Raw genomic sequence first — 25,479 nt, 5'->3', positions numbered from 1 at the left:
CGAAGGATTTCGCGATGAGCATTTTCGACAAGTTCAAGGACAAGGCGACCGAGATGCTGCAGGGCGCCGGTGACAAGGTCACCGAGGCCACCGGCATCGACGTCAGCGGCGTCACCGACCACCTCGGCGGAGCCGCCGAAGGGGTCACCGACCAGGCCCAAGGGGTCACCGATCAGGCCCAGGGCCACGTCGACGGCCTGGCCGATCAGGCGCAGGGTCACGTCGACAACGCGCAAGGTGCCGCGGACCAGTTCACCGAAGCCACCGGTGTGGACGTCCCCGTCGACCAGGCCACCGAAGCAGCCCAGGGCTACGCCGACCAGGCGACCGAAACCGCCCAGGGCCACGTCGACAACGCCACCAACCACATCGACCCGACCCAGCGCTGACGCCGTAGGCGACAATCGTCGGCATGGCGAAACGACGTCCGGCGGTCTTCTGCCCGTGCGGCTCGAGTACGACGTACGAGTCCTGTTGCGGGCTGCTCCACCGAGGTGAGAAGACCGCCGCGACCGCGGAGCAGCTGATGCGTTCGCGCTACTCCGCGTTCGTCGTCGGCGACGTCGCCTACCTGCTGCGCACCTGGTCGGTGAAGACCCGGCCGCCGTCCCTCGAGCTCGAGGCCACCGACTGGACCGGCCTCGAGATTCTCGGTACGACGGCCGGCACTGCCTTCCACAGTGAAGGAACGGTCGAGTTCCGCGCGTCGTACGCCGGCGGCGCGCAGCAGGAGAACAGCTACTTCACCCGCGAGAACGGCGACTGGGTCTACGTCGATCCCCGCTAGGCCTTCAGGAACTCCAGCAGGTCGGCATTGATCACGTCGGCGTGCGTGGTCGGCATGCCGTGCGGGAAGTCCGTGTAGGTCTTCAGCGTGCCGTTGGCCAGGAGCTCGGCGGACTTCGGGCCGGAAGCGACGTACGGGACGATCTGGTCGTCCTCGCTGTGCATGACCAGGACCGGGATGCTGATCTTCTTCAGGTCCTCGGTGAAGTCGGTCTGCGAGAACGCGACGATCCCGTCGTAGTGCGCCTTCGCGCCGCCCATCATTCCCTGCCGCCACCAGTTCGCGATGACCGCTTCGGACGCCGTCGCGCCGGGCCGGTTGTAGCCGTAGAACGGTCCCTCGGGCAGCGCGCGGTAGAACTGCGCCCGGCTCGCCGCGAGCTGGTTCTGCAGGTCGTCGAAGACCTCCTTCGGCAGGCCTTCCGGGTTCTCGTCGGTCTTCACCATCAACGGCGGTACGGCGCACAGGATCGCCGCCTTCGACGCCCGCCCGTCGCCGTGACGACCGAGGTAGTGAACGACTTCGCCGCCGCCGGTCGAGTGCCCGATGTGGATCGCGTCCTGCAGGTCCAGATGATCGACGACGGCCTTGAGATCGTCGGCGTAGTGGTCCATGTCGTGCCCGTCACCGGTCTGCGTCGACCGCCCGTGCCCACGCCGGTCGTGCGCGACGACGCGGTACCCCTGCTGCAGGAAGAACAGCATCTGCGCGTCCCAGTCGTCGCTCGACAACGGCCAACCGTGACTGAACACGATCGGCTGCCCGCTACCCCAGTCCTTGTAGAAGATCTCCGTGCCGTCGGTGGTCGTGATCGTGCCCATGTCGTCCCGCCCCTGTCACTCGCCCGAGTAGATGAAGCGCCCCCAGCACCCGCCCACGTTAACCCCGGCTCGGCAGCCCTTCCAACGGTCTGCGGTCAGACCTCCACCTTGAACGGGTCGTGCTCGCTCAGGAGTTTGTCCAAGCGGGCTTGATCGACGCGGTTGGTGACGCCGGCCAGCTCCTGCCGGTCGCGCACCACCTTGCACAGCACGACCGTCGACGTCACGACGTACAGGAGTCCGAGGGCGAGGAACCCCCGCACCCAAGGCTGCGCGGGCAGGTAGACCAGCCCGATCGCCATCGCTGTCACCGAGATCCCGAAGGATGCCACCGCCTGCGCGTAGAACGCCCCCGTCTGGGAGGGCTGAACTGGTTTCGTCATGCCAAGATCCTCGGGCCGACGGGCGGTCCGCACATGAGGAGAAACACTCAACCTCGACGATCAGTTGGACCAGGGGTGACCGGCGAGCACGCTGTCGTGGAAGCCGTCCGAGACGCCGTGCCACGGGTGACCGGCTTGCACGCTGTCACCGGAGACGCCGTGCCAGGGGTTGCCCGCTGATGCGGCGCCGGCGGCCGTGGTGCCGAGCAGCGCTGCGCCGGCCAGTACGGCGAGCAGCGCGCCGATCGACCTCAGGGTGTGCTTCATGGGGAGTCTCCGTTCGTCGTCGTTACGACGAAAGAGTGGTGAAGCACCCGCTGAGGTTGGCTGTGGTGCGGGATTCAGTCCGACTGGGGTGTGGCGCTGTTGCGCTCGTCCGGGGTGGTGGGTGGGTTGGCCGGAGTGCTTGGCGGCGGGGTGTCCGGCGGCGGCGTGCTCGACGGAGTGTTGCTCGGCGTCTGGGTGGGTTGGGTCGGGCTGCTGGGCGTCGTGCTGGGCTGCACGGTCGGCGACGTCGTGGGTGTCGGCGTGTCGGACGGAGTGGTGGTCGGGGTCGGGCTGTTCGACGGTGTCTGCGTGGGTTGGCCAGACGTCGCCGGACCCGTCGGACCGGTCCGAGTGGGGTCGTTCGTCGTACTCGGGTCCGTCGTACCGGTGCCTGAGCCCGGCGTACTGGGCGTGACGTTCGGACGGAGGTCCGTCGTGGGCGGCTGGTCCGGCTCGTTGCCGTACAGCACGATGCCGGTGATCGCAGCCGCGGCAGCAGCCAGTACGCCGGTTGCGGCGATCAGCATCACCTTCGTGCGCGACTTGGCAGGGCCGGCTCCGCCCGGCGTACCGGACGCCGGCCCACCCGGCGGTACGACGCCCGTCGGGTCTCCTTCGCTGGTCAGCCCCGGGCCAAGTGTCGTGCCGTCTCCGGTTGCCCCAGCGGGAACCCCCACAGCGGCGACTGTCGGCGCATCCGGCCCAGCACCTGCTCCGGCGGCTCCAGCAGCCCCCGCCGCAAGCCCCCGCCAGTCCCCACCGACAGCCCGAGCCCGCAACGCCCCCGCCGCAATCTCCGCAGCCGTCGGCCGCTCGGCCGGGTCCTTCGCCAGCATCCGCAGCAGCACCTGCTCGAACGCGCCCGCCAGCTCCGGCCGCTCCGCACTCGGCGGCACCGGGTCAGTGTCGACGTGCTGGTACAAGATCGCGGTCGGGTTGTCCGCAGTGAACGGCGGCTGCCCGGTCACCAACTGATACAGCACACACCCCAGCGCGTACACGTCCGACGGCTGACCAGCCCGCCCGCCCCGCGCCCGCTCCGGCGCGAGGTACCGCGAACTACCGATGATCTGCCCGGTCGCCGTCAGCGTGGTCGCGCCCTGCCCGGGAACAGAAGCGATCCCGAAGTCGGCGACCTTGACGATCCCGTCCGCGCCCACGAGCAGGTTGCCCGGCTTCACGTCGCGATGGACGACATCCACCCGGTGCGCGGCGGCGAGGCCCTGCGCGGCCTGCTCGACGATGTCGGTCGCCCGGTCCTTCGGCAGCGGCCCGTCGTCCTCGAGCTCGCGTGAGACGTCCCGGCCCTCGACCAGTTCCATCACGAGGAAGAACCCGTCGCCGTGCTGGCCGAAGTCGTACACCGACACCACGTGCGGATCACTCAGCCGCGCGGCCGCGCGCGCCTCGCGCTGGAATCGTTCGGAAGCACTCGAATCACGATCGGTCGGCAGCAGCAGCTTGACCGCGACCGGCCGTTCCAGCACCTCGTCGACGGCACGGAACACCTCGCCCATGCCCCCACGCCCGATCGACGGACCGAGCCTGTACCGCTTTGCTACGAGCATCCGGCCCCCGTACCCATCACCACTGCGACCCAACCTTCCCACCCTGAAACCGTCTTGATCCGCCAGCCTAGTTGGCTCGATGCTGGAATCGTTTTCCCCACCGGACAAGGAGCACCTGATGGACATGGCGACCGCGCTGCGCGACCTCGGCGTGACCGGCAGCGAACTCACCCAGAACGAGTTGGACCAGCTCGACCGCGACGGATTCCTTCCCCTGGAAGACGTTCTCACCCCCGACGAGGTGTACGCCTTCAACCAGCGGATGGCCGAACTCACCGCCGCGGAAGGCGAACAGGCCGGACTCGAGGTCCACCAGGAACAAGGCGCCGACCGTCTCGCCGACCTGATCAACAAGGATCCCATGTTCGAGGTCTGTTTCAGTCATCCGCGCGTTCTCGCCGCGATGCGGCACGTCCTCGGCGCCGAGTTCAGGCTCTCGTCCCTCAACAGCCGCGCCGCCCTCCCCGGCCAGGGCCACCAGTCCCTGCACGCCGACTTCGGCCACCCAGTCGCGCCCGGCGAGTACGAGGTCTGCAACTCGATCTGGCTCCTCGACGACTTCACCCCCGAGAACGGCGCCACCCGCGTCGTACCGGGCTCTCACCGCCGAGGCACCATGCCCGCCGACGAAATGCCCGACCCCGCCGCCACCCACCCCGACCAGATCCAACTCACCGCCAAGGCCGGCACGGTCGTCATCTTCAACAGCCACCTCTGGCACGGCGGCACCCAGAACCACACCCACCACCCCCGCCGAGCCATGCACTCGTACTTCGCCCACCGCCACCTCCCCCAACAACTGGACCAGCAGGCTTACATCCGCCCCGAGACGTACGCCCGCCTGACTCCCGCCCAGCACTACATCCTCGACGTCACCGACCCCGGCTAGTACGCGCCGGGGTTCTCCACGCTGAACTTGACCGGTATGACCTGCCGGAACCGCCTTCCGCTCTGGCGGTACTCGACGGCGACCCCGGTGAACTGCACCGGCCGCTGGGCAGTCGTGACCCGCACGTGGAGGTAGATCAGGTCGTCCATCGCCTGACCTTCCGCCAACGGGTAGCCGTGCAGCGGCCGTGAGACTCGTCGGGCAGGAGACGAAGCACCATCGGCACCCCAGGACAGCGGAGGCCCCTGGGGATAGTCGTCCTTCCGGTAAACCGCCGCGTCGATCGCCTCGATCCCGGCCGAGACGTCGACCGGCGTCGCTGACTCCAACGTCAGGCGACCCCCGTCGACGTTGGTGAGCGCGGGCGCGAGGTACCAGATCTCATCGCCTTGCCGAACCGCCGTCATGCCGAGGTGCGTGCCTGAAGCGTCCTCGCCGAACGCTTGCCCGTCGCGGACCCGGTCCCAATGGGTTCGGTCCCAGGTGGCCCAGCCGATCGCGCCGATCAGAAGCACGGCGACGAGGACCGGCAGCGCTTTGCTCTTCACGGTGACCCCAGCTCCCATATCTGACTACTCTACGTCACGCTCTCGCTACCCGTAGATGCTCAGAAAACGATTCGACGAGGGTGCGGTGGGCTGCGACAGTGCGGGGCATGACGGACTTGGTGACGGCTGCTGACATTCCGCTCATGCAGGGGCTGGCGCAGCGGGTTACCGCTGCGCGGCCGGAGTTGATCAGTGCTGGGGCGTCGTACGGCGAGCTGGCGTGGATCTGGGGGAAGGGGCACGCGGCGGACGGTGCGAGTTGGCGGCGTCGGCTGTGGGTCTCCGGGGACGAGTTGGTGGCGTGGGGCTGGGCCTTCCTGCCGCGTCAGGTCCGGCGCAGCGACGGGTCGGTCAGGGACGTCACCGGCGCCTCGCTGAGCTACCAGGTCCACCCCGATCACCTCGAACTCGTCGACGAAGTGATCGGCTGGTACGACGGTGTGGCGAGCGGCCTGGAGCGTACGGCGTGTCCGACGACCGCCGAGGAGTTCGCGCTGGAGCGCTGGGCAGCGTACGGCTACAAGCCCGACCTGGAGGCGCTCGGTGACACCGGCGACTGGACCCAGCTCAACCAGCGGGACCTCGCCGACATCGACGAGCCGGTGCTGCCGGAGGGGTTCCGGTTCCGGACCGCCGACGAGGTCGGGCCGGAGGCTGCGGTCCAGGCTCACGTCGACGCCTGGGCGCCCTCGGCGTACACGCTCCGAAGCTACGAAGGAGTCCGCCAGACGGCGGCGTACCGCGGTGACCTGCACGTGCTGGTCGAGGCGCCGGACGGGCGGATGGCGTGCTCGACGATCATGTGGTTCGACGAGGCGAACCGCACCGTCGAGTTCGAGCCGGTCGGCACGCATCCGGAGTACCGGCGGCTTGGGCTGGCCAACGCGATGATGCTCCACGCGATGCAGCGCGCGCGGACGGCCGGGGCGACTCACGCGACGGTCGTCTGCCTCGGTGCGCCGGGGCATCCCAGGGCGCGCGGGCTGTACTACGGCCTCGGGTTCCGCGAGTTCTCCCGCGACGCGCCGCTGATCAGGCCCGCGGACTGACCCAGCCCGTCGCTCCCGAGGACGCGGCAGACCTGTGCCGGGGGCGAAGTCGGGCTCGATGGGTACAGGGCGTTCATGAGCACGCGGTGGGCAGGTGCGGTGTCGATCGTCCGGACTCGGCGACGGCCGTTGCTTCGTGGGGTCCTGGCGATGCTGGTGTTCGCGCTGCCGGTGGTGCTGCTCGGGCTGGCGGTGCGGCAGCAGTTCGATCCGCTGATCCGGGCCGACCAGGCGGCGATCCGTGAAGCGACGGGGTTCAGCATCCGGCACGGGCTGGTGCCGGCGTTGACCGTGCTGCAGGTGATCAGTCTGCCGATCTTCGTGTACGCCGTGGCGACCGGTGTCGTGGTCTGGACCTGGCGGTCCAAGCAGCTCAAGGGACGCGCGCTGTGGGCGTTCGTCACGATGATGGTCGGCTGGGCGATCGGCGGTATCGCCAAGCCGATTGCACAGCGCGCCCGGCCGGTCGTCGACGACTCGGTGCCGCACGCGCACGGCTACTCGTTCCCGTCCGGCCACACGCTGAACATCACGCTGGCGGCCGGCGTAATGGTGTTCCTGCTCTGGCCGCTGCTGTCCGCGAGCCAGCGCCGCATCGCCGTCGGACTCGCGATCGTCGTACCGGTGATCGTCGGTCTGGACCGGCTTTTCATCGGTGCGCACTTCCCGTCCGACATCCTCGCCGGGCACGTACTCGGTCTGGGCATTATGTTCGCTTCATGGATCGGATTCATCGGCAGGACGGCGTCGACCTCCTCACCAGGACCGTCGCACCCGGCGTAGCACTCGGTGGCCTGATCATCGGCCTCGGACTCGCACTGAAAGGACCGCTCGACGGCATCTCCCACGCCGAGGAATCGGTCAACAAGGACATCGCGGGCGACCGCACCGGCACGTGGGACACGATCACCGCGATCTGGTCGCAGATCGGCAACACCATCGGCGTCATCGCGGTCTGCATCGTCGTCGCGTCCCTGCTCCTGTGGCGGACCCGCGACCTGCGCCTGGCCTTCGTCGCGCCCGTCGCGATCGCCATGCAGGGCCTGATCTTCCTGATCGCCGCCAAGGTCGTCGACCGCGACCGCCCCCAGGTCGAGAAACTCGACGCCTCACCCCCCACCGCCAGCTACCCGAGCGGCCACGTCGGCGCATCGACCGGCCTGTACGTCGCGTTCGCGCTCCTCGCCGTACGGATCGAACGCCCGTGGCTGCGCTGGACCACGGTCATCCTCTGCCTCGCGATGCCGCTCCTCGTCGCGTTCTCCCGCCTCTACCGAGGAATGCACCACGTCACCGACATCACCGCCGGCATCCTCAACGGCACCATCTGCGCGCTGCTCGCCTACGCCTGGTACCGCCACTGCAGCACCCGCCGTGCAACCCGACGCCGCCTGTCCAGCTCCCGCTGACCCCTTTACTGCAAAGGCTTTCCACGTACGCCGGGCGCTGATGCCCTGTCCCACCGTGGCTTTCCGTACGAGCACGCCGTAGTTCCGCCTCGCCGTCCACTCCTTTGACGCCCCTGAGTTAACGCTAGTATTCCTTCTGTGACAGAGGGAACAGGCGCTCACGCGCAAGGCGCGCAGACCTGCGGCGCAACGGCGGAGATGAACCTCCAGGGCGTCAGCGCCCACGACCACCACGTCTGCCGCCGCCCTGCCGACCACCCCAAGTCCCACCGCTGCTCCGTCTGCCCCCACAGCTGGGACGTCAAGTAGCCGCAGCGGGATCACTCGGCGGCGCGTACCTGCTCCTCGGGCGGCCGGACGTCGCGGAACTGGCGTAGCAGGAGCAAGTCGTAGCAGATCTTCACCGCGCCGCCGATGACGAGCGGCCAACCGAAGGTCGACTGACCCAGCATCCAGCCGGCGAGGACGGGCGGCACCACCGAGGCCAGGCTGCGGGGCACATTCGTCACGCTTGCCGCGGCCGGACGCTCGGCCGGCGTGACGACCGCCATCACGTACGACGTACGCACGGGGACGTCCATCTGCGACAGCGCGGCGCGGGCGAGCAGCGCGGCGACCGCCAGCCTCGCATCCGGCATGAACGCGGCGAGGATCAGGAAGCCGTTCGCCGGGAGGTGGGTGAACACCATCGTCCGCACGAGCCCGATCCGGCGGGAGATGCGGACGGCGACGAGCGACGAGAACGCCGAGAGCACACCGGCCCAGAAGAACACCGCGCCGCTGACGGCGATCGACAGGTCGAAGCGTCGTTGCAACCACAGCACGACGAGGGCCGTGATGACGAACCCGCCGCCGAACGAGTCCAGGGTGAAGAGTGCCGCGAGCCGGTACACGATGCCGCGGGACGGACCCAGGGCGACAGCGGGCGCGTCGGCCCGGGGCTCGATCGCCGGTGACAGCGAGCGGTACCGCACGAGGACCGTCGCGCCGAGTACGGCGTACCCGACGAACGTCCAGCGCAGCGCGGTCTCGGCGCTGACGTCGATGTGTGCGGCGATCCACTCTGGCCCGCCCGCGCACAGCGCGCCGAACGCCGCGACGAGCGAGCCGATCAGCGTGTACCGCGCGAACAGGGCGGTGCGCTCGGAGTCAGGCGCCGTACCCGGCAGCAGCGCCTGCTCGGTCGGAAGGAACACGCTGACGTCGCCGCCGGACGGGTTCAGCGTGCCGAGGAAGGCGACCACGAGCAGCACCCAGAACCCGTTCGCGGCAGCGAAGCCGAGCCCGGTCAGGACCATCGCCACCGACACGAGTTGCAGGAGGCGGCGCCGACCGACTCGATGGCCGCGAAGGCCGACGCCGAGTGTCAGTGCGGCCGAGCCGAGCAGCGTTGCTGCGATGACCAGACCGATGCGCGCGCCGGAGAGCCCGAGCGTGGCGAGGTACCCGGCGAGCACCACGCTGACGATGCCATCGCCGAACGCCCGGACTGCTCTGGTCTGCAACAGGACCGCGGCGTCGCGACTGGCGCCGGGCGGGAGGATACGCACCTTGCATCATCCTTCTGTGTGTGGGGAGTCGAGCTGTTCGCGGCGCGCTTGGACGACGACCGCGAGGAGGAGTACGGCCGCGCCGACCAGGCTGAGAGGGGTGAGGCTCTCGTGGAACGCCAGTACGCCGATGAGCGCGGCCAGGAGTGGTTCGATCAGCGCGATGACGGCAGCAGTGGATGCGCGGATCGCTTGGAGCCCGGTGTAGAAGAGGGCGTACGCCAGTGCGGTCGGTACGAGACCGAAGTACGCGAGCACAGGCCAGCTGCCCGACGCGGGTGTGATGTCGTCCGCCAGAACCAACGGCAGCAGGAGGACTGCGCCGACGGTGAAACCGAGCAAGGCGCTGGTGATCGGTTCTTGCTGATCGCGATTGAGCAGCGTGGTGAGTGCGTAGCCGGCTCCCGAGAGAAGTGAGAAGGCGATACCCGCGGCCGATGCCTCGCCGCCTCCACTGTCGGAGACAAGGAAGACCAGCCCGACCAGGGAGAGCAGCAACGCGCCGGTGATGCGCTCGCGAGCGCCCAGAGCGATGAACAGCGGACCGGCGCCCAAGGAGATGACGGTCGCCAGCGCGATGCCGACGCGGGGGATGGCGGCGAAGTACCCGAGTTGGCAGACCGCCAGACCCACACCGCTCAGGACGTAGCGCAGCGGGGCCGCCCTGAATTGATGGACGATCGCGCGTCGCCCGAGCAGACGGCACGCCACGGCCAGCCACACGGCGCCGCCGAACAGGCGCCAGAAGGAGATCGCTGTCGAGTCCAGGCCGCTGTGCTGAAAGAGCAAGGCACCGGCGGCACCGCCGGTACCCCAGGCGATTCCGGCCATTGCGACGTACAGAAGACCACGCGCCGACGACGGCGCGAGACGGTGAAACATCAGACACTCCAGGGTGTTCGCACGAGAGATCAGGGCGTCTGCGAACAGCCCGAAGAAGCCCGGGGTCAGATCCCCGGGCCCAGAAGTCGGCGGTCCGCTAAGCGCCGACCGGCGGAGTGATGACGATGTGGTTCACGGTCAGGACCCTAACAATCCGCGGCGCCGAGCTGAACCGGTTTTTCGTGAGCTGCCGCACGGTGTCTCCGTTGGCTTCGGGCGCCGTTCACCTCGGCGGAGAAATGTCGCGTGAGGCCGTCCGCGGCAGCGGGTGGCGGGACAGGTGTGACGAGGAAGGTACAGGCGTGACCTCAGAAGAGCATTCGGACGAGTACGACGATTCGTTGCAGGACCCGGCCGGCATTCGGCGGCGCTCGGTCGTGCTGGGTGGTGCGGCCGCGGCGGCCGCGGGTGCTGTCGGGCTCGGCAGCCTGGCGAACACGGCGGCCGCGCAGGCGGCCACGGAAGGCAAGCCGCACGGCATCACTCGCACCATCCGGGACCTCAAGCACGTCGTGATCCTGATGCTGGAGAACCGGTCGTACGACCACTACTTCGGCATGATCCCGGGAGCGCGTGGCTTCGAGGACAAGCAGGCGCTGCGGTTCCCCGACGGCACCAACGTTTTCCAGCAGCCTGACGCTTCGCGTCCGGAGGGTCATCTGCTGCCGTTCCGGATGGACTCGGCGAAGATGAACGCGCTGGGTGGCTGGGACCTTCCGCACGGCTGGCCCGACGGTCAGCAGGCGTGGAACAAGGGCGCGAACAACGGGTGGGCGCTGGCCAAGACCCCGCGGACGATGGGGTACTTCACCGAGGGCGAGATCCCGTGGGCCTACGCGGCGGCTCAGGCCTGGACGGTCTGCGACCACTACCACTGCTCGATCTTCAGTGCCACCTACCCGAACCGGTACTACCTGATGTCGGGCACCATCGACCCGAGCGGCGGCAACGTCCCCGGGCGCGGGTTCCAGTCGGCGTACAACAACAACGGCACCAACTCGCCGTACACGTGGCCGAGCTTCGTCGAGCAGCTCGAGACGGCCGGCGCGTCGTGGAACGTCTACATCAGCCGCTCGCCGGGCACGAACTACGGCCTCAACATCCTCAGCAAGTTCCAGGGCGTGCGGGACTGGTTCACGTCCACCGGCGACGTGGCGTTCGGCGCGAAGACCGAGCCCGCGAAGACCGCCGCCGCCCGCGGGGGCTACTACTTCGACGCGGACGGCAAGCAGATCTTCCCGGAGCCGACCCCGCCGAACACCGACGACTTCGGCCCGGCGTACCTGAACGCGTACCTGCAGGACTTCGTCACCGACTGCGCCCAGGACACGCTGCCGCTCGTCTCGTACCTGATCCCGCCCGACGCCTACCAGGAACACCCGGGTGGCGGGGAGCGCGGCGGCTCGTACGTCAGTCGCGTCGTCGAAGCGCTGGCATCGAATCCAGAGGTCTGGAACTCGACGCTGCTGATCATCAACTTCGACGAGGCCGACGGCCTGTTCGATCACGTCCTCCCGCCGGTCCCCGAGGAGGGGACGAAGGACGAGTTCCTGCCGGCCTCCGGAACCAACCCTCCCGGTCACATCGGTCCCGGCCCGCGGGTTCCCGCGCTGCTGATCTCGCCGTGGACCCGCGGTGGGCACTCGTACTCCGGAGTGATGGACCACACCTCGACGCAGCAGTTCATCGAGGACTGGCTGCACGAGACCCAGGGCATCAGGGTCCGGAACACCAACATCACGCAGTGGCGCCGGAGTCTGCTGAACAACCTGGCCGGCGCACTCGACTTCGCCAACCCCGACTTCTCGGTCCCGGCGCTTCCGAACCCGGCGCCGGAGCGCGATCGCTTCCACATGGACGCGACGCTGCCGCCGATGGCGCCGCCGGCAGATCAGGCGATGCCGGTGCCGCACACCACTCACGGTGGCGTGAAGCCGAAGCCTGCGCCGTACCAGCAGCACGCGTCGGTCACCGTCCACCGGGCGACCGGCAAGGTGGTCGCCACGCTGTCGAACGACGGCGGCAGTACGTCGACGGGCGTCTCGATGGCCGTGTACCCGGACGAGCACTACCCGTTCACGGCCACGCCGTACACGGTGATGCCCGGTCGGCACCGGACCTACGAGTGGGACACGACCGCCACTGACGGGCGCTATGCCTTCTCGATCTACGGCCCCGACCGGTTCGTCCGGACGTTCGCCGGCACGGTGATCCACGGGCCCGAGCACGCCGACGGCGTCGCTGCGGTGGACGCGCAGCTCGAGACCCACGGCAGGGAGCCGGTACTGCGCCTGACGTTGCGGAACGAGGGCAAGCACAAACTGTCGTTCACGCTCACGCCCAACGACTACGAGGGCCGGACCCACACGGTGTCCGTACCGGCCGGCAAGTCGCACCGGATCGACTGGCCCACGGATCGCTACGGCTTCTACGACGTGATCGTCACCGACGACAGCGACACCGGCTTCAAGCACCGGTACGCCGGACGCATCACCAAGCACCGGCGCTGAGGCTCTGGCACCTGGCGGCCTCGGCTCCTTTTCGAGTCGAGGCCGCTCGTCGGTAGTGGAGAGGAATCCGGCACATGCTTGATCAGACCGTCAGCACGAACGTGCCACCCACATCGCTGCAGTCGCGCCTGCTGACCGCAATGACGACCGGCTTGGTGACGCCGGCCGACACCGTCACGCCATCCTTCGAGACCCTCCCGGCCGGAGAGCCGATCACAGCTTCAGCCTCGGCCGGAACCCACGTCAGCTACTTGATCCAGGACACCCTGATCGCGACCTGGCAGTGGCGCGTCCACGGACGCGATCCGCGGGTGGCGCTGGGCATGCTCACCCCCGAGGTCTACGAGGAGCGCTACAACGGCTACCGCAACCTCCAGGCGATCCACCACCAGGTACTGGAGAACCTGAGCGGGACCCCCTGCGCACTGCGCTCGACCTTCACCGGCACCGGAGCCGTCGAGTGGGCGCCGTACTACGACTGGGCCCCGGAGCTGACCAACCTGCACGCCACCAACGTCAAGCACGCCGTAGAGCTCGTCCACAACGCCGCCAGCAAGCAGACCGTGTGGGATGCCACAGACCTACCCGCACGAGTGCGCCTCATCGCCGGCCCCGACCCACACCTCAACACCGGCGAAGGCAGCTGGCGCCACCTGATCACCAGCACCACGCCTGCGACGCTCTTCGCCGGCCTGAACAACATCAACGAGTACCTCGGCCGCACGGTCTTCTCGTCCCTCACCGCCTGGCACGGCGAACGAGCGATCCAGTAGCGGGCGTCACTCTGAGGGTGAGCAGACCGGCGGCGCGGCAGGTCGGACAATGCCTACAGCAATGCTGTGAGTACGGCGGTGGCCGTGGACTCGTTCTGCGCGAGCGGTACGTCGTGCACCAGCGCCAGGCGGACCAGCGCGGCGACATCCGCCTCGTGCGCGGGGTGGACGGCCGGGTCGCGCAGGAAGATACAGAAATCTACTTCGCCGGTGGCGACCAGATGTGCCACATGCAGATCGCCGCCGAGCGGGCCGGAGGCCAGCGCGCGGGAGGCGAGCCCGCATTCGGTCAGCACCTGAGCGGTCCCGCCGGTCGCGACCAGGTCGTGGCCGGCCAGCTTCGTCTCGTGCTTGGAAGCCCAGGCCCGCAATGCTTCCTTCTTGCCGTTCTGCGCTACCAGGGCTACACGCATGCCGACGCCTCCTGACCGTGCGGAAGGGCCAGGCGCTGTGCCCAGTCGGTCAGGTCTGGGTCGTCCAAGGAGACAACCCAGTGGTCGACGAGGGCGAGCTGCTCCGCAGACGGCTCGGGGCCGACGCCCAGTACGCGCATACCTGCGGCCACGGCGGAACGAATCCCGCTGGTCGAGTCCTCCACAGCAAGAATTTCGGCCGGTTCGACCGCGCAAGCCTCGGCGGCAGCCAGATACGTGTCGGGGGCCGGCTTGGGAGCGAATCCCAGGGTCGGGGAGGTCACGCACACCAGATGCGGGAGGATTCCCGCCTCGGCCAGCACATGTTCCACGGCGTCGTGCGGGGAACTGGTGGCGCAGGCCACCGGCATCACCGCACTGGTCCGCTTCACCAGATCCAGCGCACCGGGCAGTGCGTGCGACGGACGGGTGCGGTACAGCTCCCGCTGCTTGGCCAGTGCCTGCGCGCTGCATTCGTCAGCACTCGCCGACGTGCCGAGCGACCGAGCGAGGACGTCGCCCGCCGCGCTGTAGTGCAAGCCTTTCAGCGATGCGAGCACATCGGCATCCGGCTCGACACCGTGGTCACGCAGAACAAGTACTTTGCTGAGCAGGCAGTACTCCTCCGTACTCATCAAGACGCCGTCGCAGTCGAAGACGACCGCTCGCGGGGTCCAGGACAGGACCCTGTGCTCTGTCACGCTGACCGTGCTCCTTCACAATCGAAATCCGGCAGAAGTCGTCTGCCCACCACGGCCGGCACTCCACGCGCACCCTGGAACTGCAGATACGGGCCTCGGGCAACTAGTCCGGCCGGCGGCAAGATTCTCAGGCTACATCACGCCGAGTAGTCAACTGCTCACATACTGTGAACGTTGCGGTAGTGGGTTTTCAGCCTGACCGCGTGACTCGCATGGTCTTCGCCCTGGCGTTCACGACAGGCGGCCTGCTGACCAGTCCAGACAGCTCGGCTCTGTCTCGCACCACGGATAACCCCACGTGGTCCGCCAGCACGAGCCCGGAACGCTGAGCGGCTGACCTGCCTGTTGATGTTGTGCCCCCGGCAGGATTCGAACCTGCGACGCACGGTTTAGGAAACCGACGCTCTATCCCCTGAGCTACGGGGGCGCACGATGGGACAGCCTAGCGGAATGAGGCGGGGAGATGGGGCGGAGGATGGGTGGGTGACTGATGGGTTGAGTTACTCGGCTGAGGGTGCGACTCGGGTGGGGGATGCGGTGTGGGCGGGGGCGCCGGGTGGGTTTCGGGGGTATGAGAGGACGGTGCGGGTCGGGGCGGACTGGGGTGCCGCGGTGGAGGCGGTGATGGAGTGGGGGGTTAAGACTCGGAGTGGGTTTGTGGTTGAGGGCGGGGCGGTTGCTCGGGTGGGGGTGGATTACACGCTGGTGGCGCGGCTTGGTCCGGTTCGGTTGCGGGAGCCGGTTCGGGTGGTTGCTGTGGTTGAGGGGCCCGAGCGGTGTGGGATTGCCTATGGGACTCGGGTGGGGCATCCCGTGACGGGGGAGGAGGCGTTCGTCGTTCACCGGGCTGAGGACGGGACGGTGTGGTTGACCTTGCGGTCGATCACTCGGGCGGGGCGGGGGTGGTGGCGGGTGGCGTATCCGGCGGTGTTGGTGGCGCAGCGGTGGTATCGGCGGCGGTACCTCAGGGCGTTTGAGGGTTTAGGTGTGGGCTGAGCGGGCGCGATTGGGAAAGTCTCCACGAATAGCTTCAAAGATAGGGTTGAGGCTTGTGGAGATTTTGGATCGGCGGGTGCTGGCGGGATGGGCTGCGGAGTGTGCTGAGCGGGTGCTGCAGTTGTACGAGGTGCGGGCGCCGGGGGATTTGAGGGTTCGGGAGGCCATCGCGGAGACGCGGGCCTTTGCCGAGGGTGGGCCGCGGACGAAGGGGATTCGGACGGCGGCCTGGGCGGCGTTGAAGGCTGCCCGGGAGGTTGGGGATGCGGTGGGGATGGCGGCCGCTCGGGCCGCGGGGTATGCGGCGGGGACGCCGTACATCCATGATTTGGTGAGTCCGCATCAGGTGAAGCATGTGCATGGGCCCGCCGTGCAGATGGCGTTGGCCGAGGAACTGGCGGGTGGGGATGGGGACGTGGCGATTCGGTGGGCGGTCGAGCAGGCGCCCGGGCAGGTGCGGGCGATCGTCCGGTGGTTGCCTGAGACAACCTTTGGGACGAGCCGGGTGGCGGTGCTCAGCCGGCACCTGGACGGCGGGCTGCGGAGCTGATCCGGTTACCGCTTGATCGTGGCCTCGGCGACCGTTCTGTCCTCGTCCGGAAGGTTGAGGTGGAAGTAGATGCTGATCGAACTCGGTCCACCCGGCTGGTCGAGCTCGATGGTGAACGAGTAGTTGTGCGTGCCGTTGCAGGTGTTGTCGGTGGTGATGCTGCCGCCTTCGGGGTTCGCCCAGAAGTCGGTGTAGCGGCAGCCGCTGATGTCGGGTGAGACGGCGCGTTGTACGCCGACGATCTTGGCCGATCGGTTGTAGAACGTGATGGTGCCCCGCGTGTAGGTGGCGCCGTAGGTCAGATTGAACGACCTGGTCGTGCTGGCGTAGGCCGAGGGCGCCACACCTACGACGCTCGCAGTGAGAACGACCAGTCCGACCGAGAGCCACCGACGCATGAAGAACCCCTTGCCTGTACGTGGAGAGCGGGGCGTTCGCCTCGCTCAGCTGCCAGTCTGTGGGGCTGGAGTCTCGGAGCGGAACTCCGTTGCACCAAGTTGCAGTCAGCCGGTGAGGGCTCGGACGCCCAAGTGGCCGGCGATGGAGTTGTAGCGTTCGGCGTAGAGGGTGGTGCAGCGGGAGGCGGTGCAGCCGGAGCCGGCGAAGGCCATGCCTCGGATGGTGGCGGTGGTGGAGGACGGGCGGGAGTAGACGGGGCCGCCGGAGTCGCCGCCGATGATGGCTACCTGGTTGTTGCGGGTGGCTCGGATGACGTACGTCGTACAGCCGTCGGAGTCGCAGTACTTGGCGCTCAGGGAGCGGATGGTGATGCCGCAGAGGGACGTGCTGAACGACCCGGACTGGCAGACGGACGCGCCGACGGCCGGGTCGTCGCCGCCCTTGACGGTGCGGGTGTCGGCGGAGTCGCCGGGGCCGTCGGTCCAGATCTTGGCGCCGTACGAGCTGCCGGTGATCAGGGCCTGGTCGTAGTCGGGGTAGTTCGAGCGGACCGACGTGGTGCCGTAGTAGTTCGAGCCGCTGCGCCAGATCGTGCCGGGGCCGCCGCAGTGGCCGGCGGTGACGGAGGCGCGGGTGTTGTTCGACTTGCGGACGACGGAGAAGCCGGCCGTGCAGTTCTTCAGCGCCGAGGTGATCCGCGCGCCGCCCCAGTGGCCACCCTTGGGGGTGTCGTTGAAGCGGGTCGTCCGGGCGACACCGGTCGGGACCGCGTCGACGCCGTCGAGGTTGGCGAGCGCTTCGGCGCCGGCTGGGGAGGTGGACGCGGCGTCGTACTCGACGACGATGTTCTCGCTGGCCGGGTCGAGGTCGGCGGTGAAGGTTGTCTTAGTGGCGTCGTTGGACCAGGCGCGACCGCCGACGGTCTTCCAGGCGGCGGCGACCGAGCGCGCCGAGCGGCAACTGCGCTCGACCGCGAGCATCGGCTTGCCTGCCGCCGGAACGTTCTTCTGTACGGCGGCCTGGTACTTCTTCTCGTCGACGACCGAATCGTCCAGCACGACCTTGTAGCCGGTCTCCTGCGTGCCCAGTACGCCGATGATGCCGGCGCTCAGCCCGTACGGCAGCCCGGACGTCGGGCGTCCGGTCGCGTCGAGCGGCTCGATCGAGCGGACCGCGGCCGCGACTCCTTCGCCGAGGGCCTGGCCGAGCGGCCGGGTGTCCTTGGTGCTGGTCGGCTGCGACAGTCGCTTCGAGTGTTCGGCGGTCGTGATCGGGCTGTTGTGGTTGCAGACAGCGACCGACGCCGGTGAGGTGGCGACGGCCGGGATCGGGGCGGATCCGGCGGGCACGGCGACTGCGACGAGTGACATTGAGCCGAGAGCGAGCAGCGGGACGGTTGCTGAGAGTCGCACTAGGCTCCCCTTATTGATGGACAGGCCGCCCTAGATCCTTCACGGATCGGCTCCGGATAGTCAAGAGCTGACTACGTTCCGCAAGCAAATCCCGCTACCGTGCGCGAGCGTAGATCGCAACTTCTCGCCCGTCGGCGGCGTAGAACTTCAGCGTCGTCTGGTCCGTCGCGACCCGTTTGGCCGCCTGCAGGACCGCCGTGTGCGGCACGTTCGCGCACTCGATCAGCCGCTGGTTGCCGGCCGTCCCGGTGAACTCACCGCGCTGGCCGATGGTGAAGGTGCCGCTGATCCCGTTGCAGCCGTCAGAGCCCGTCCAGGTGCCGTCGGTGTTGAAGGTGAGGGTCGGGTTGTCCGGCCGGGCGGTCTTCAGCGCGCCGAAGCCGTCCATCTTGAGGGGGCGCCAGGTGCCCGCGAGCTGGTCCGACGCGACGACCGGCTTCGCGCTGGAGACTGCGGGCGTGGGGTTGGGAGCGGCCGGCTGCGGATCGGTCGATCCGCCCAGACCTCCGCCGAGGGCGAACCCGGCGGCCGCGATCACGACGACGGCGGCGACGGCAGCGCCTGCGGCGACGTACGTACGACGCTGGGCCTGGCGGACGCCGTCGGTGGCCCGCGACACGAGGTCGGGGGCGGGCGGCACGGAAGCGGCGGCGCGGTCGAACGTCGCGCGCAGGTCTTCCTCGAGCTCGGTGGTGCTCACGGCAACCTCTCAACGAGATGGTGGGTGCTGACGTCGACGACGCGATGGATGCTCACGGCAACCTCTCCGTCCAGCGGGTGCTCATGGCAATCGCTCGTCGACACGGTGCCTCGACTTCCGCAGCGTGCCGAGCGCTCTGCTCGCGATGCTGCGGACCGAGGACGGTTTGATGCCGAGCAGGTCGGCGATCGTCCGGTCGTCCAGGTCCTGGTAGTAGCGCAGCACCAGGACGACCCTCTCGCGTGCCGACAACGTGGCCAGCGTGCGCCAGAGGTCGTCGGAGGCCACGATGTCGTTGGCGGGGTCGGGCACCGTGTGGTCGGGGTCGAGGTCGGCCGCCGGTGCCTCGGTGAAGGACCGCCGGCGCGTCATCGACAGGTAGGAGTTGATCAGGATCCGCCGCACGTAGGTGTGCGGGTCGTCGGCCCGCTGCACCTTGCGCCAGGACCGGAACGCCTGCATCAGCGCGATCTGGGCCAGGTCCTCGGCGCGCTGGTAGTCGCCGCAGATGGTGAACCCGAGACGCACCAGTTCCTGCCCGCGCGCGGACGCGTACTCCTCGAACTCCACCGGCAACTCCCCAACTGGGCGTACAACACCTCACGACTATTAGACGCATCGAGCTGCTCAAGGTGCTGCAGACAATGTTGCTCAGTTCCGTCTCAGACCGGTGTGTCAGCCCAGTAAAAAGGCTCTGACCTGCGCCTTTCCGGTCTGATCCACTTGGCTGCCCTGGACGCCGTGACCACTGCCCGGTACGACGACCAGCTGCGCCTGGCGGGCGTTGTCCCGCTCCCACTCGGCCCACGCGGTCGGGCAGAACAGGTCGTTGGTGCCGTGCAGGATCAGCGTCCGTGGCAGCAGCTCCTGGCCGGCCGGGTAGGTGGAGACACGCGTCGCGGGCCAGCGCAGGCAGCCGTCGACGATCAGCTGGTTGCGGGCGGTGCGTACGTCGTACGGGTGGAGCTGGGCCGGAGTCAGCTTGCTGACGGCGGCGTTGAGCAGGCCGGGGCGCGCCGCCGCCGGAGTCTCCGGCTTCCAGGGGAAGCGCAGGTCCGAGCAGAGGGTGGCCAGGTGGAGTCCGGCCGACAGTTCGTCGTACGGCGTACCGCGGCTGGTCGCGCGCTGGAACATCTCCTTCAGCGCGGCGGTGTCGCCGTCGCGCGCGTCGTGCAGGACCTTGGGGATGCCTTCGAAGGACGGGTTGACCGAGTTGAGGCTGAGGATCGACAGCGACTCGATCAGGCTCGTGCCGTTCACCGGTGCGCCGTCGAGCTCGCCGCGCTGGACCAACCAGGCCAGATCGGCCACCGGGTCCGTCGTACAGGCCGGGTCGCTCTTGCAGCTCGCTGCGAGGACCTTGCCGGTGTGGGCCATCAGGTCGGCGCCGAACGGGTCGAAGCCGCTGTGCGGGACTACTGAGTCGAGCACCAGCGAGCGGACGTGGTCCGGGTACTTCAGTCCGTACTGCGCCGCCGTGAAGCTGCCGTACGACGTGCCGTTGAGTGTGAGCTGGTCCCGGCCGAGTGAGCGGCGCAGGAGGTCGATGTCCTCGACGGTGTCGGGCGTGCCGTAGAAGTTGATGCTCGGGCCGAGCTGACGGGCGCAGGCGTCGACGGCGTCGGCCGGTGGGGTGAGGAAGTCGGAGCCGCCCACCGCTCGTTGCAGCTCCGGGCAGTCGATGCCCTTCGTGCCTGTCCCGCGCTGGTCGAACATGACGAGCTGGTACTCCCGCAGCACGGCCGGGTCGAGGTACGAGCGGATGCGGGGGAGGAGCGGGACGCCTGGCTGGCCGGGGCCTCCGGTGAGCATCAGGAGTACGCCGCGGGGTGCGTCGACGTTCGTCGCGGCGGCGACTGCGAGCTCCAGTTGGGTGCCGGTCGGTTTGGAGTGGTCGAGCGGCACGCTCAGCGTCGTACAGGTGAAGCCGACGAGGTTGTCGCACTGTTGCTGGAGGTCGGGAGCGGCGTCATCCGGTGGGTCGGAGTCGGAGCAGGCAGAGCAGGCCAGCAGCAGTGCGGCTGCTGCCAGTGCGACCAGCCGCATACGGCCTCCCTGATGGGCTCTTGCCGATCAGGGTGCAGGCAATGAGGTGCGGGGGCAAGGCTCTGCCACCCACCTTGCGGGTCAACCCCAGGGGGACCCGCAAGGCGGGCGGGATGACCCCGTCCCGGACGGCTTCGGGGGGCGCGTCCGGAGCAGGGTCAGCGCAGGCCGAGCGACTTCAGCAGCTCGGGTGTGGTGGCCCGGGGCGCGGCGAGGTCACCAGGCTTGCCCTGGCCCTCGAACGAGGTTGCCACCAGTCGGTGACAGCCGAACGCCTCGGCGGTGTAGGAGAGGACGCCACGGTCGTTGTCGGTGAACCGCAGCACGTACGTCGGGCCGAGCTCCTTGGTGCAGAAGCCGGGCTTCTTGGCCTCGGGCTTGGCGGAGTTGACCAGGGCGAACAGGTCGGTCGCCTGCTTCATGGTCCGCTTGGTGGTCACCGTCGCGTAGTCCTGCCCGGACGCCTGGGCGTCGTACTGGCAGATCGTCACGCTGACCGGCTGGAAGGCCGACTTCGCCGTGCCCTTGCCCCAGACCGCCGCGTCGACGGACTTGCGGACCGCGGTGATCGTCTCCGGGCAGTCCGTGCTCGGCGTTCCGCTGGGGGTGGGCGGGGTGGCGCTGGCAGTCGGCAAGGTAGGGGTTGGGGTGGGCGTAGAGCTGGGCTGGGCGGCGGGTCCCGAGGAGCCGCTCTCGTCACCGCAGGCGGCGGTGACTCCGAGGACGGCTACCACTAACGACGCTCCGATCAGGCCCCGTGTCCTTGATGCACTCACGACTCGGTCCTTCCGGGTAGGCAAGGAGCACCATGATGGTCGACCGAGGTCTCGCACACCGTGGCAGGAGTGTCACGGAGGCGCGTCTATCCGGTCACGAGACGGATCGAGCGGCAAAAGCAGCAGAGCTGTAACAGGTGCGCGCTGTTCACCCCGGAGAAATGGGATGATGCCGGGTGCAGCCGAAGGAAGGACGGACGTGGGCAAGAGAAAAGACTCGGCCGAACTCGCACGTCGCGAACAGGAGGAGTGGCAGCTCGGGCAGGACTGGGCGCGCTTCCTGCGCGGCGGGGGAACGCCGCAGGCACTGCCGTTGTACGGGATCGTGCTCGAACCGGGCGAGGTCGCGTACCTGCAGACCTCGGTGCACTACGCGCGGCTGTACGGCGGTGATGGCCGGTACAACAGCAGCGGTGGATTCTTCTTCGGCGGCACTGGTTTCGTGCTCGGGATGATGGCGGCCAACGCGGCGGTGAACTCGAGCCGGAAGGCCGCGGCGCGGCGCGACATGCAGCTGCTGTGGCGCGATCTGCAGGAGGTGCAGCTGATCGCGACGAACTACCGGCTGATGACGCATCTGCAGCAGCGGGGGTGGTTGAGCTTCTACTACAACTCGGTGCAGGAGTTCTATCCCGATCCGGCGAACTGGACGGTGACGCTCGGCTTCCAGCAGGCCGAGCCGCTGCAGCTCGGTGGGTTGGCGACGCCGACGTTGTCGATCCTCACTGCATGGTCGGTGCTGGGTGCTGAGCGGTGGCAGAGCGAGCCTGGTATCGCGCCGTTGCTGCAGGCGGCCAACCCGCAGGTGGCGCCTGGGCAGGGACAAGGCCAGATCGAGGGCGGACAGCAGAACCTGCCGCGCATTCCGGGGCAGGACTGACGGTCGTTCCGTGGAGCCCCGTAATCTGGGGGTATGAGTACGCCGTACGAGGACGATGAGCCGTTGCTGCCTGAGCAGACTCGGGATGATGATGCGCGGTCTTGGGGTGAGCGGGACAGCGGTAACGATGACGATGAGCGGATTCTGCGTGAGGTGCCGCCGCATCACGGGTCCTAGTCGACGCGTGGGGTTGTGATGGCGGCTCCTGTGCTGCTGGTTCATGGGGGGCTGTGGGACGGGACCGATGCCGAGCTGTTCTGGTACCGGCCGGGGATTGTGGCTGGGCTCGAAGGGGCTGGGCTGAAGGTGGTGGCGCCGGATCGGGAGCGGCGGCCGGTGGACTGGGCTCAGGACGTTGCGGAGTTCGGTGGGCTGTTCAGCAGTGGGGTGCTGGGGGCCGAGCCGGTGACTGTGGTGGGCGCGTCGAACGGGTGCACCGTGGCGGCGCAGTTGGCGGTGGAGTTTCCGGAGGCGGTCGGGCGGTTGTTGCTGGCGTGGCCGGCGACGGGGGACGACGCTGAGGTCAGCGCTCGGGCTCGCGTGGGTTTGTTGGAGCGTGGGGCTTCGGGGGCGGTTGCTGATGGGCTGCTCGCGGGGGAGACGTTGCGTGGGGTGAGCGATGCGCAGCTGGTGTCGTTAGGGGAGTATCGCGGGCCGTGGCGTCCTGGTCTGCCGGTCGGGGTGTTGCCTTCGGTGCCGGAAAACCCTTCGCACCAAAGGAAAACGGTCGATGCGTTGCTGCGGTTGATGCCGTTGGCGGTCGAGCTGCCGGGGTCTCCCGAGCCGCCGCGGCCGGACTTCGGGCCGCACCGGGATCGGTTGGTGGCGACGCTCGGTGCGTTCGCCGGGGGCGGATAGACCGGCGGCGGACAAGCCGGTGGATAAGGCGTGGATGTTCGGGGCGGATCGCGTGATGCTGGGGGCATGGAGCTGCGCGGGTTCGAGGCGGGGAAGGCTGCGGTGGTTGCCGGGTGGGCGACCTCGGCGCAGGAGGTCTCCCTGTTGTCGGGGCGGACCGCGTTCCCGTTTCCGGCCGAACTCGCGGGGAGCTGGCCGAAGGTGGCCGACGATGTGCGGTCCTTCTTGTACTACGTGAGCGGGGAACCGGTCGGGTACGGCGAGCTGTGGCTGGACGACGAGGAGGACGAGGTCGAGCTGGCCCGGATCATCGTGCGGCCGGGGTCGCGGGGGCGGGGGATCGGGACGGCGTTCGTGAAAGCGCTCCTGGGGCCGGCGCTGGAAGCCGGGTACTCCGAGGTGTTCGTCCGGGTGCGTCCGGACAACGGCGTGGCGATCCGGACGTATCGGCGGGTCGGGTTCGAGTACGTGGCGGCTGATCTGGCCGACGAGTGGAACAAGGACCAACCGATCGCCTACACCTGGATGCAGTACCCGACCACGAGCCAGGCGTAGGCGATCCGGAGGGACCTACTGCTGGCGGGACTTGAGGGCGTCGCGGATCTCGATGAGGAGCTGCTGGTCCATGGTGAGCGGCTCCGGTTCGGGTTCGGGCTCGCCCTTGGCGGCGGCCGCGGCGGCGCGGCGGTCCTGGATCGCCTTCATCGGGACGACGAGGACGAAGTAGACGACCAGCGCGGTCAGGAAGAAGACGATGAACGCGTTGATGATCGCGGCGAAGTTGATCGTCGACGCCTTGTTGCCCTCGACGATCTGCCAGGCCAGGCCGTCCACGTTGCTGCCGCCGAGCGAGGCGATCAGCGGGCTGACCAGGCTGTCGACGACGGTCTTCACCACGGTGGCGAAGGCGGTGCCGATGACCACGGCGATGGCCAGATCGAGGACGTTGCCTCGCATCAGGAATTCCTTGAAGCCCTTGAGCATCTCTTTCTGCCTCCACGAGAGGGTCCGGGTGGACCCGCGGTGATCTGTACCCGGCCAACGTAGGACTCCGTCCGGAGGCTGGCGAGGGACCGCGCCGCACGGCAGCGGATCGTGGTCGGAGATGTCCGCTCAGTGATCATCAAGGGACCGAGCCGGTCAGCTGGTGTCCCGGGTCAGGGCGACGGCTATTCGGGAGTTGGTAGTGGACTGCGCCAACCGCGCGGCGGTCGAAGGGGAGGTGGCGAGGACCACCAGAGCTCCACCGGACGAGCGGCTCGGCGCGGGGAGGGCCAGGACGCGGACCGCGGTCGCCAAGCGGGCGGCGGACAGGTCGGCGGTGGCCGAGGCGGCGTACAGGTCGACGTGGTCGCCGGGACGCAGGAGGCCGGCGATGTCGGGATCGTCGAGGCGGAGCGGATAGGCGACCAGACCGGGTGGAACCGCTGTGGGCGTGAGGAACCGGGCGTCGGTGAGTGGTTCGCCGGCGCGCACAGCGGTCGCCAGGATGCGGTCGGACAGATCCGTGTCTGGTCGAAGGACGCCGCTCGGAACGGTCGCCGGTGGCAACCGCAGTACCCGGAGGTCGTCAGCCGCTGGTGTGACACCGCCGGGAAGGTCGCGTGCTGCCGCCAGGACCGCGGTCGAGGCCGCGGCCGGCGGCGAGAAGGACGCGAGGCCGAAGTAGACGGCGGCCGCCGCGAACAGGCCGGCGAGGAGCCGACGGTGCCAGCGGGCGGCGCGGATGAGGTCGTGCCAGAAGTTCGTCATGCCAGGGAAGGTACGAGTTTCCCCGGAAAAGCCGATTCAGTTGTCCACAGGCCCCTGCGACGGGCGCAGGATCAGGCGGCGCTGGTCTTGCTGGAGCCCGACGAAGACCCACCGGACGAAGACGACGAGCCCGACGACGAGGACTTCGAGGAGTCCGACGAAGACGAGGACGAGGAAGACTTCGACGAGTCCGAAGATGACGACGACGAAGCCGAGGAGTCGGACTTCGCGCTGATCGTGCTCGTGCTCGACGAGCGGCTGTCGTTGCGGTAGAAGCCGGAGCCCTTGAACACCACGCCCACCGCGTTGAACACCTTGCGCAGCGTGCCCTGGCAGTTCGGGCAGACCGTCAGCGCGTCGTCGGTGAAGCTCTGCCGGACCTCGAGCGCTTCACCGCAGTCGGTGCACTGGTACTGGTACGTCGGCACGTTCTTCCCCTTCAGGCCGTCTGGCACTCCTACTACTCGACTGCTAATAATGCGCCAGAGCGCCGAACTATTCCAACTCCGGCGGTCTGGACCGGTTTTCGGTCACTTCCTGCCACCGTGCAACCCAACAGG

General features: G+C 68.5%; 32 protein-coding genes and 1 tRNA gene. 14 read left to right on the top strand and 19 right to left on the bottom strand.

The genetic code is table 11. The features are described from left to right. Nucleotides 1–14: 14 nt before the first annotated feature. Entirely contained in the window at nt 15–389 is a 375-nt protein-coding gene (locus ACYVIO_RS30200) for a hypothetical protein (protein WP_460654309.1), read from the top strand. A 23-nt stretch (nt 390–412) separates the two neighbouring features. Further along, the gene (locus ACYVIO_RS30195; RefSeq protein ID WP_460654308.1) at nt 413–787 is read left to right on the top strand and encodes a YchJ family protein; all 375 of its coding nucleotides are present in this window, start codon (nt 413–415) and stop codon (nt 785–787) included. Here the strand turns inward: ACYVIO_RS30195 and ACYVIO_RS30190 are convergent. From ACYVIO_RS30190 to ACYVIO_RS30175, 4 genes are all read right to left on the bottom strand, one after another. Further along, nucleotides 784–1,608 (bottom strand): alpha/beta fold hydrolase, encoded by an 825-nt coding sequence (locus ACYVIO_RS30190; protein WP_460654307.1) that lies wholly within the window; start codon nt 1,606–1,608, stop codon nt 784–786. The genes ACYVIO_RS30195 and ACYVIO_RS30190 overlap by 4 nt on opposite strands. Nucleotides 1,609–1,703: 95 nt before the next feature. Next, nucleotides 1,704–1,991, bottom strand: coding sequence for a YiaA/YiaB family inner membrane protein (locus ACYVIO_RS30185; RefSeq protein WP_460654306.1), 288 nt, complete (start codon nt 1,989–1,991; stop codon nt 1,704–1,706). Between the two features lie 60 nt (nt 1,992–2,051). Next, nucleotides 2,052–2,258: a hypothetical protein gene (locus tag ACYVIO_RS30180; RefSeq protein WP_460654305.1), complete on the bottom strand. Its 207-nt coding sequence runs from the start codon at nt 2,256–2,258 to the stop codon at nt 2,052–2,054. A 74-nt stretch (nt 2,259–2,332) separates the two neighbouring features. Then, nucleotides 2,333–3,826, bottom strand: a complete 1,494-nt coding sequence (locus tag ACYVIO_RS30175; RefSeq protein ID WP_460654304.1) for a serine/threonine-protein kinase — start codon at nt 3,824–3,826, stop codon at nt 2,333–2,335. Nucleotides 3,827–3,944: 118 nt separating this feature from the next. Here ACYVIO_RS30175 and ACYVIO_RS30170 point away from each other — a divergent pair, with 118 nt between their 5' ends. Then, nucleotides 3,945–4,715 carry a phytanoyl-CoA dioxygenase family protein gene (locus ACYVIO_RS30170; protein ID WP_460654303.1) on the top strand — a complete coding sequence of 257 codons (771 nt, stop codon included), beginning with the start codon at nt 3,945–3,947 and terminating at the stop codon, nt 4,713–4,715. On the opposite strand, the gene ACYVIO_RS30165 is transcribed toward ACYVIO_RS30170, so the two are convergent. After that, a complete protein-coding gene (locus ACYVIO_RS30165; RefSeq protein ID WP_460654302.1) occupies nt 4,712–5,281 on the bottom strand; it encodes a hypothetical protein in 570 nt (189 codons plus the stop codon). The genes ACYVIO_RS30170 and ACYVIO_RS30165 overlap by 4 nt on opposite strands. A gap of 89 nt (nt 5,282–5,370) precedes the next feature. Between ACYVIO_RS30165 and ACYVIO_RS30160 the strand changes: the two genes are divergently transcribed. The 4 genes from ACYVIO_RS30160 (at nt 5,371) to ACYVIO_RS30145 (ending at nt 8,030) form a co-directional block, all read left to right on the top strand. Next, nucleotides 5,371–6,312, top strand: coding sequence for a GNAT family N-acetyltransferase (locus ACYVIO_RS30160; RefSeq protein ID WP_460654301.1), 942 nt, complete (start codon nt 5,371–5,373; stop codon nt 6,310–6,312). A 99-nt stretch (nt 6,313–6,411) separates the two neighbouring features. After that, nucleotides 6,412–7,095: a phosphatase PAP2 family protein gene (locus ACYVIO_RS30155; RefSeq protein WP_460654300.1), complete on the top strand. Its 684-nt coding sequence runs from the start codon at nt 6,412–6,414 to the stop codon at nt 7,093–7,095. Next, nucleotides 7,032–7,721: a phosphatase PAP2 family protein gene (locus ACYVIO_RS30150; protein WP_460654299.1), complete on the top strand. Its 690-nt coding sequence runs from the start codon at nt 7,032–7,034 to the stop codon at nt 7,719–7,721. The genes ACYVIO_RS30155 and ACYVIO_RS30150 overlap by 64 nt, the downstream gene beginning before the upstream one ends. Nucleotides 7,722–7,859: 138 nt before the next feature. After that, nucleotides 7,860–8,030 carry a hypothetical protein gene (locus ACYVIO_RS30145; RefSeq protein WP_460654298.1) on the top strand — a complete coding sequence of 57 codons (171 nt, stop codon included), beginning with the start codon at nt 7,860–7,862 and terminating at the stop codon, nt 8,028–8,030. An 11-nt stretch (nt 8,031–8,041) separates the two neighbouring features. Here the strand turns inward: ACYVIO_RS30145 and ACYVIO_RS30140 are convergent, their stop codons facing one another. Both ACYVIO_RS30140 and ACYVIO_RS30135 read right to left on the bottom strand, forming a co-directional pair. Beyond that, the gene (locus ACYVIO_RS30140) at nt 8,042–9,271 is read right to left on the bottom strand and encodes an MFS transporter (RefSeq protein WP_460654297.1); all 1,230 of its coding nucleotides are present in this window, start codon (nt 9,269–9,271) and stop codon (nt 8,042–8,044) included. A gap of 6 nt (nt 9,272–9,277) precedes the next feature. Continuing rightward, the gene (locus tag ACYVIO_RS30135; protein WP_460654296.1) at nt 9,278–10,153 is read right to left on the bottom strand and encodes a DMT family transporter; all 876 of its coding nucleotides are present in this window, start codon (nt 10,151–10,153) and stop codon (nt 9,278–9,280) included. Between the two features lie 302 nt (nt 10,154–10,455). Between ACYVIO_RS30135 and ACYVIO_RS30130 the strand changes: the two genes are divergently transcribed. Beyond that, the gene (locus ACYVIO_RS30130) at nt 10,456–12,663 is read left to right on the top strand and encodes an alkaline phosphatase family protein (RefSeq protein WP_460654295.1); all 2,208 of its coding nucleotides are present in this window, start codon (nt 10,456–10,458) and stop codon (nt 12,661–12,663) included. Nucleotides 12,664–12,737: 74 nt separating this feature from the next. Beyond that, nucleotides 12,738–13,436 (top strand): hypothetical protein, encoded by a 699-nt coding sequence (locus ACYVIO_RS30125; protein WP_460654294.1) that lies wholly within the window; start codon nt 12,738–12,740, stop codon nt 13,434–13,436. A gap of 53 nt (nt 13,437–13,489) precedes the next feature. On the opposite strand, the gene ACYVIO_RS30120 is transcribed toward ACYVIO_RS30125, so the two are convergent. The 3 genes from ACYVIO_RS30120 to ACYVIO_RS30110 form a co-directional block, all read right to left on the bottom strand. After that, nucleotides 13,490–13,849 carry a methylglyoxal synthase gene (locus tag ACYVIO_RS30120; RefSeq protein WP_460654293.1) on the bottom strand — a complete coding sequence of 120 codons (360 nt, stop codon included), beginning with the start codon at nt 13,847–13,849 and terminating at the stop codon, nt 13,490–13,492. After that, complete coding sequence (locus tag ACYVIO_RS30115) at nt 13,840–14,550, bottom strand: HAD family hydrolase (protein WP_460654292.1); 711 nt, start codon at nt 14,548–14,550, stop codon at nt 13,840–13,842. The genes ACYVIO_RS30120 and ACYVIO_RS30115 overlap by 10 nt, the downstream gene beginning before the upstream one ends. Before the next feature lie 354 nt (nt 14,551–14,904). Next, nucleotides 14,905–14,977, bottom strand: a tRNA-Arg gene (locus ACYVIO_RS30110). A 5-nt stretch (nt 14,978–14,982) separates the two neighbouring features. Here ACYVIO_RS30110 and ACYVIO_RS30105 point away from each other — a divergent pair. Next, nucleotides 14,983–15,546 (top strand): DUF1990 family protein, encoded by a 564-nt coding sequence (locus ACYVIO_RS30105; RefSeq protein WP_460654291.1) that lies wholly within the window; start codon nt 14,983–14,985, stop codon nt 15,544–15,546. 55 nt (nt 15,547–15,601) lie between these two features. Next, a complete protein-coding gene (locus tag ACYVIO_RS30100; RefSeq protein WP_460654290.1) occupies nt 15,602–16,096 on the top strand; it encodes a putative immunity protein in 495 nt (164 codons plus the stop codon). Between the two features lie 5 nt (nt 16,097–16,101). Here the strand turns inward: ACYVIO_RS30100 and ACYVIO_RS30095 are convergent, their stop codons facing one another. The 6 genes from ACYVIO_RS30095 to ACYVIO_RS30070 all read right to left on the bottom strand — a co-directional run bounded on the left by ACYVIO_RS30095 (nt 16,102) and on the right by ACYVIO_RS30070 (nt 21,288). Next, nucleotides 16,102–16,494, bottom strand: a complete 393-nt coding sequence (locus tag ACYVIO_RS30095; protein ID WP_460654289.1) for a hypothetical protein — start codon at nt 16,492–16,494, stop codon at nt 16,102–16,104. Between the two features lie 105 nt (nt 16,495–16,599). After that, on the bottom strand, nt 16,600–17,907 hold the full coding sequence (locus ACYVIO_RS30090) for a S1 family peptidase (protein WP_460654288.1): 1,308 nt from the start codon (nt 17,905–17,907) through the stop codon (nt 16,600–16,602). Nucleotides 17,908–18,001: 94 nt separating this feature from the next. Then, nucleotides 18,002–18,607, bottom strand: coding sequence for an META domain-containing protein (locus tag ACYVIO_RS30085; RefSeq protein WP_460654287.1), 606 nt, complete (start codon nt 18,605–18,607; stop codon nt 18,002–18,004). A gap of 81 nt (nt 18,608–18,688) precedes the next feature. Next, nucleotides 18,689–19,177: a SigE family RNA polymerase sigma factor gene (locus tag ACYVIO_RS30080; protein ID WP_460654286.1), complete on the bottom strand. Its 489-nt coding sequence runs from the start codon at nt 19,175–19,177 to the stop codon at nt 18,689–18,691. Between the two features lie 105 nt (nt 19,178–19,282). After that, entirely contained in the window at nt 19,283–20,653 is a 1,371-nt protein-coding gene (locus ACYVIO_RS30075; RefSeq protein WP_460654285.1) for an alpha/beta hydrolase, read from the bottom strand. Between the two features lie 158 nt (nt 20,654–20,811). Beyond that, nucleotides 20,812–21,288 (bottom strand): hypothetical protein, encoded by a 477-nt coding sequence (locus tag ACYVIO_RS30070; protein ID WP_460654284.1) that lies wholly within the window; start codon nt 21,286–21,288, stop codon nt 20,812–20,814. 340 nt (nt 21,289–21,628) lie between these two features. On the opposite strand from ACYVIO_RS30070, the gene ACYVIO_RS30065 reads away from it, so the two are divergent. The 3 genes from ACYVIO_RS30065 to ACYVIO_RS30055 all read left to right on the top strand — a co-directional run bounded on the left by ACYVIO_RS30065 (nt 21,629) and on the right by ACYVIO_RS30055 (nt 23,722). Then, nucleotides 21,629–22,309: a hypothetical protein gene (locus tag ACYVIO_RS30065; protein WP_460654283.1), complete on the top strand. Its 681-nt coding sequence runs from the start codon at nt 21,629–21,631 to the stop codon at nt 22,307–22,309. Between the two features lie 195 nt (nt 22,310–22,504). After that, on the top strand, nt 22,505–23,167 hold the full coding sequence (locus ACYVIO_RS30060; RefSeq protein WP_460654282.1) for an alpha/beta fold hydrolase: 663 nt from the start codon (nt 22,505–22,507) through the stop codon (nt 23,165–23,167). Nucleotides 23,168–23,233: 66 nt separating this feature from the next. After that, nucleotides 23,234–23,722, top strand: coding sequence for a GNAT family N-acetyltransferase (locus ACYVIO_RS30055; protein WP_460654281.1), 489 nt, complete (start codon nt 23,234–23,236; stop codon nt 23,720–23,722). Nucleotides 23,723–23,737: 15 nt separating this feature from the next. Here ACYVIO_RS30055 and ACYVIO_RS30050 read toward each other — a convergent pair whose 3' ends face one another. The 3 genes from ACYVIO_RS30050 to ACYVIO_RS30040 all read right to left on the bottom strand — a co-directional run bounded on the left by ACYVIO_RS30050 (nt 23,738) and on the right by ACYVIO_RS30040 (nt 25,347). Beyond that, nucleotides 23,738–24,124 (bottom strand): MscL family protein, encoded by a 387-nt coding sequence (locus ACYVIO_RS30050; protein ID WP_460654280.1) that lies wholly within the window; start codon nt 24,122–24,124, stop codon nt 23,738–23,740. A gap of 183 nt (nt 24,125–24,307) precedes the next feature. After that, complete coding sequence (gene cpaB / locus ACYVIO_RS30045) at nt 24,308–24,919, bottom strand: Flp pilus assembly protein CpaB (RefSeq protein WP_460654279.1); 612 nt, start codon at nt 24,917–24,919, stop codon at nt 24,308–24,310. A 71-nt stretch (nt 24,920–24,990) separates the two neighbouring features. Next, nucleotides 24,991–25,347 (bottom strand): FmdB family zinc ribbon protein, encoded by a 357-nt coding sequence (locus ACYVIO_RS30040; RefSeq protein ID WP_460654634.1) that lies wholly within the window; start codon nt 25,345–25,347, stop codon nt 24,991–24,993. Nucleotides 25,348–25,479: the final 132 nt, after the last annotated feature.

The sequence above is a fragment of the Kribbella endophytica genome, from assembly GCF_054781295.1.
This window is presented reverse-complemented; position numbering and strand designations above follow the sequence as displayed.

Bases quoted from the DNA above. Each gene is read 5' to 3' on its own strand.
- ACYVIO_RS30105 (WP_460654291.1), top strand. From the start codon at position 14,983: ATGGGACAGCCTAGCGGAATGAGGCGGGGAGATGGGGCGGAGGATGGG.
- ACYVIO_RS30160 (WP_460654301.1), top strand. From the start codon at position 5,371: ATGACGGACTTGGTGACGGCTGCTGACATTCCGCTCATGCAGGGGCTG.
- ACYVIO_RS30190 (WP_460654307.1), bottom strand. From the start codon at position 1,608: ATGGGCACGATCACGACCACCGACGGCACGGAGATCTTCTACAAGGAC.
- ACYVIO_RS30075 (WP_460654285.1), bottom strand. From the start codon at position 20,653: ATGCGGCTGGTCGCACTGGCAGCAGCCGCACTGCTGCTGGCCTGCTCT.
- ACYVIO_RS30185 (WP_460654306.1), bottom strand. From the start codon at position 1,991: ATGACGAAACCAGTTCAGCCCTCCCAGACGGGGGCGTTCTACGCGCAG.
- ACYVIO_RS30175 (WP_460654304.1), bottom strand. From the start codon at position 3,826: ATGCTCGTAGCAAAGCGGTACAGGCTCGGTCCGTCGATCGGGCGTGGG.
- ACYVIO_RS30200 (WP_460654309.1), top strand. From the start codon at position 15: ATGAGCATTTTCGACAAGTTCAAGGACAAGGCGACCGAGATGCTGCAG.
- ACYVIO_RS30150 (WP_460654299.1), top strand. From the start codon at position 7,032: ATGGATCGGATTCATCGGCAGGACGGCGTCGACCTCCTCACCAGGACC.
- ACYVIO_RS30195 (WP_460654308.1), top strand. From the start codon at position 413: ATGGCGAAACGACGTCCGGCGGTCTTCTGCCCGTGCGGCTCGAGTACG.
- ACYVIO_RS30055 (WP_460654281.1), top strand. From the start codon at position 23,234: ATGGAGCTGCGCGGGTTCGAGGCGGGGAAGGCTGCGGTGGTTGCCGGG.
- ACYVIO_RS30135 (WP_460654296.1), bottom strand. From the start codon at position 10,153: ATGTTTCACCGTCTCGCGCCGTCGTCGGCGCGTGGTCTTCTGTACGTC.
- ACYVIO_RS30165 (WP_460654302.1), bottom strand. From the start codon at position 5,281: ATGGGAGCTGGGGTCACCGTGAAGAGCAAAGCGCTGCCGGTCCTCGTC.
- ACYVIO_RS30095 (WP_460654289.1), bottom strand. From the start codon at position 16,494: ATGCGTCGGTGGCTCTCGGTCGGACTGGTCGTTCTCACTGCGAGCGTC.
- cpaB (WP_460654279.1), bottom strand. From the start codon at position 24,919: ATGACGAACTTCTGGCACGACCTCATCCGCGCCGCCCGCTGGCACCGT.
- ACYVIO_RS30125 (WP_460654294.1), top strand. From the start codon at position 12,738: ATGCTTGATCAGACCGTCAGCACGAACGTGCCACCCACATCGCTGCAG.
- ACYVIO_RS30060 (WP_460654282.1), top strand. From the start codon at position 22,505: ATGGCGGCTCCTGTGCTGCTGGTTCATGGGGGGCTGTGGGACGGGACC.
- ACYVIO_RS30050 (WP_460654280.1), bottom strand. From the start codon at position 24,124: ATGCGAGGCAACGTCCTCGATCTGGCCATCGCCGTGGTCATCGGCACC.
- ACYVIO_RS30170 (WP_460654303.1), top strand. From the start codon at position 3,945: ATGGACATGGCGACCGCGCTGCGCGACCTCGGCGTGACCGGCAGCGAA.
- ACYVIO_RS30180 (WP_460654305.1), bottom strand. From the start codon at position 2,258: ATGAAGCACACCCTGAGGTCGATCGGCGCGCTGCTCGCCGTACTGGCC.
- ACYVIO_RS30120 (WP_460654293.1), bottom strand. From the start codon at position 13,849: ATGCGTGTAGCCCTGGTAGCGCAGAACGGCAAGAAGGAAGCATTGCGG.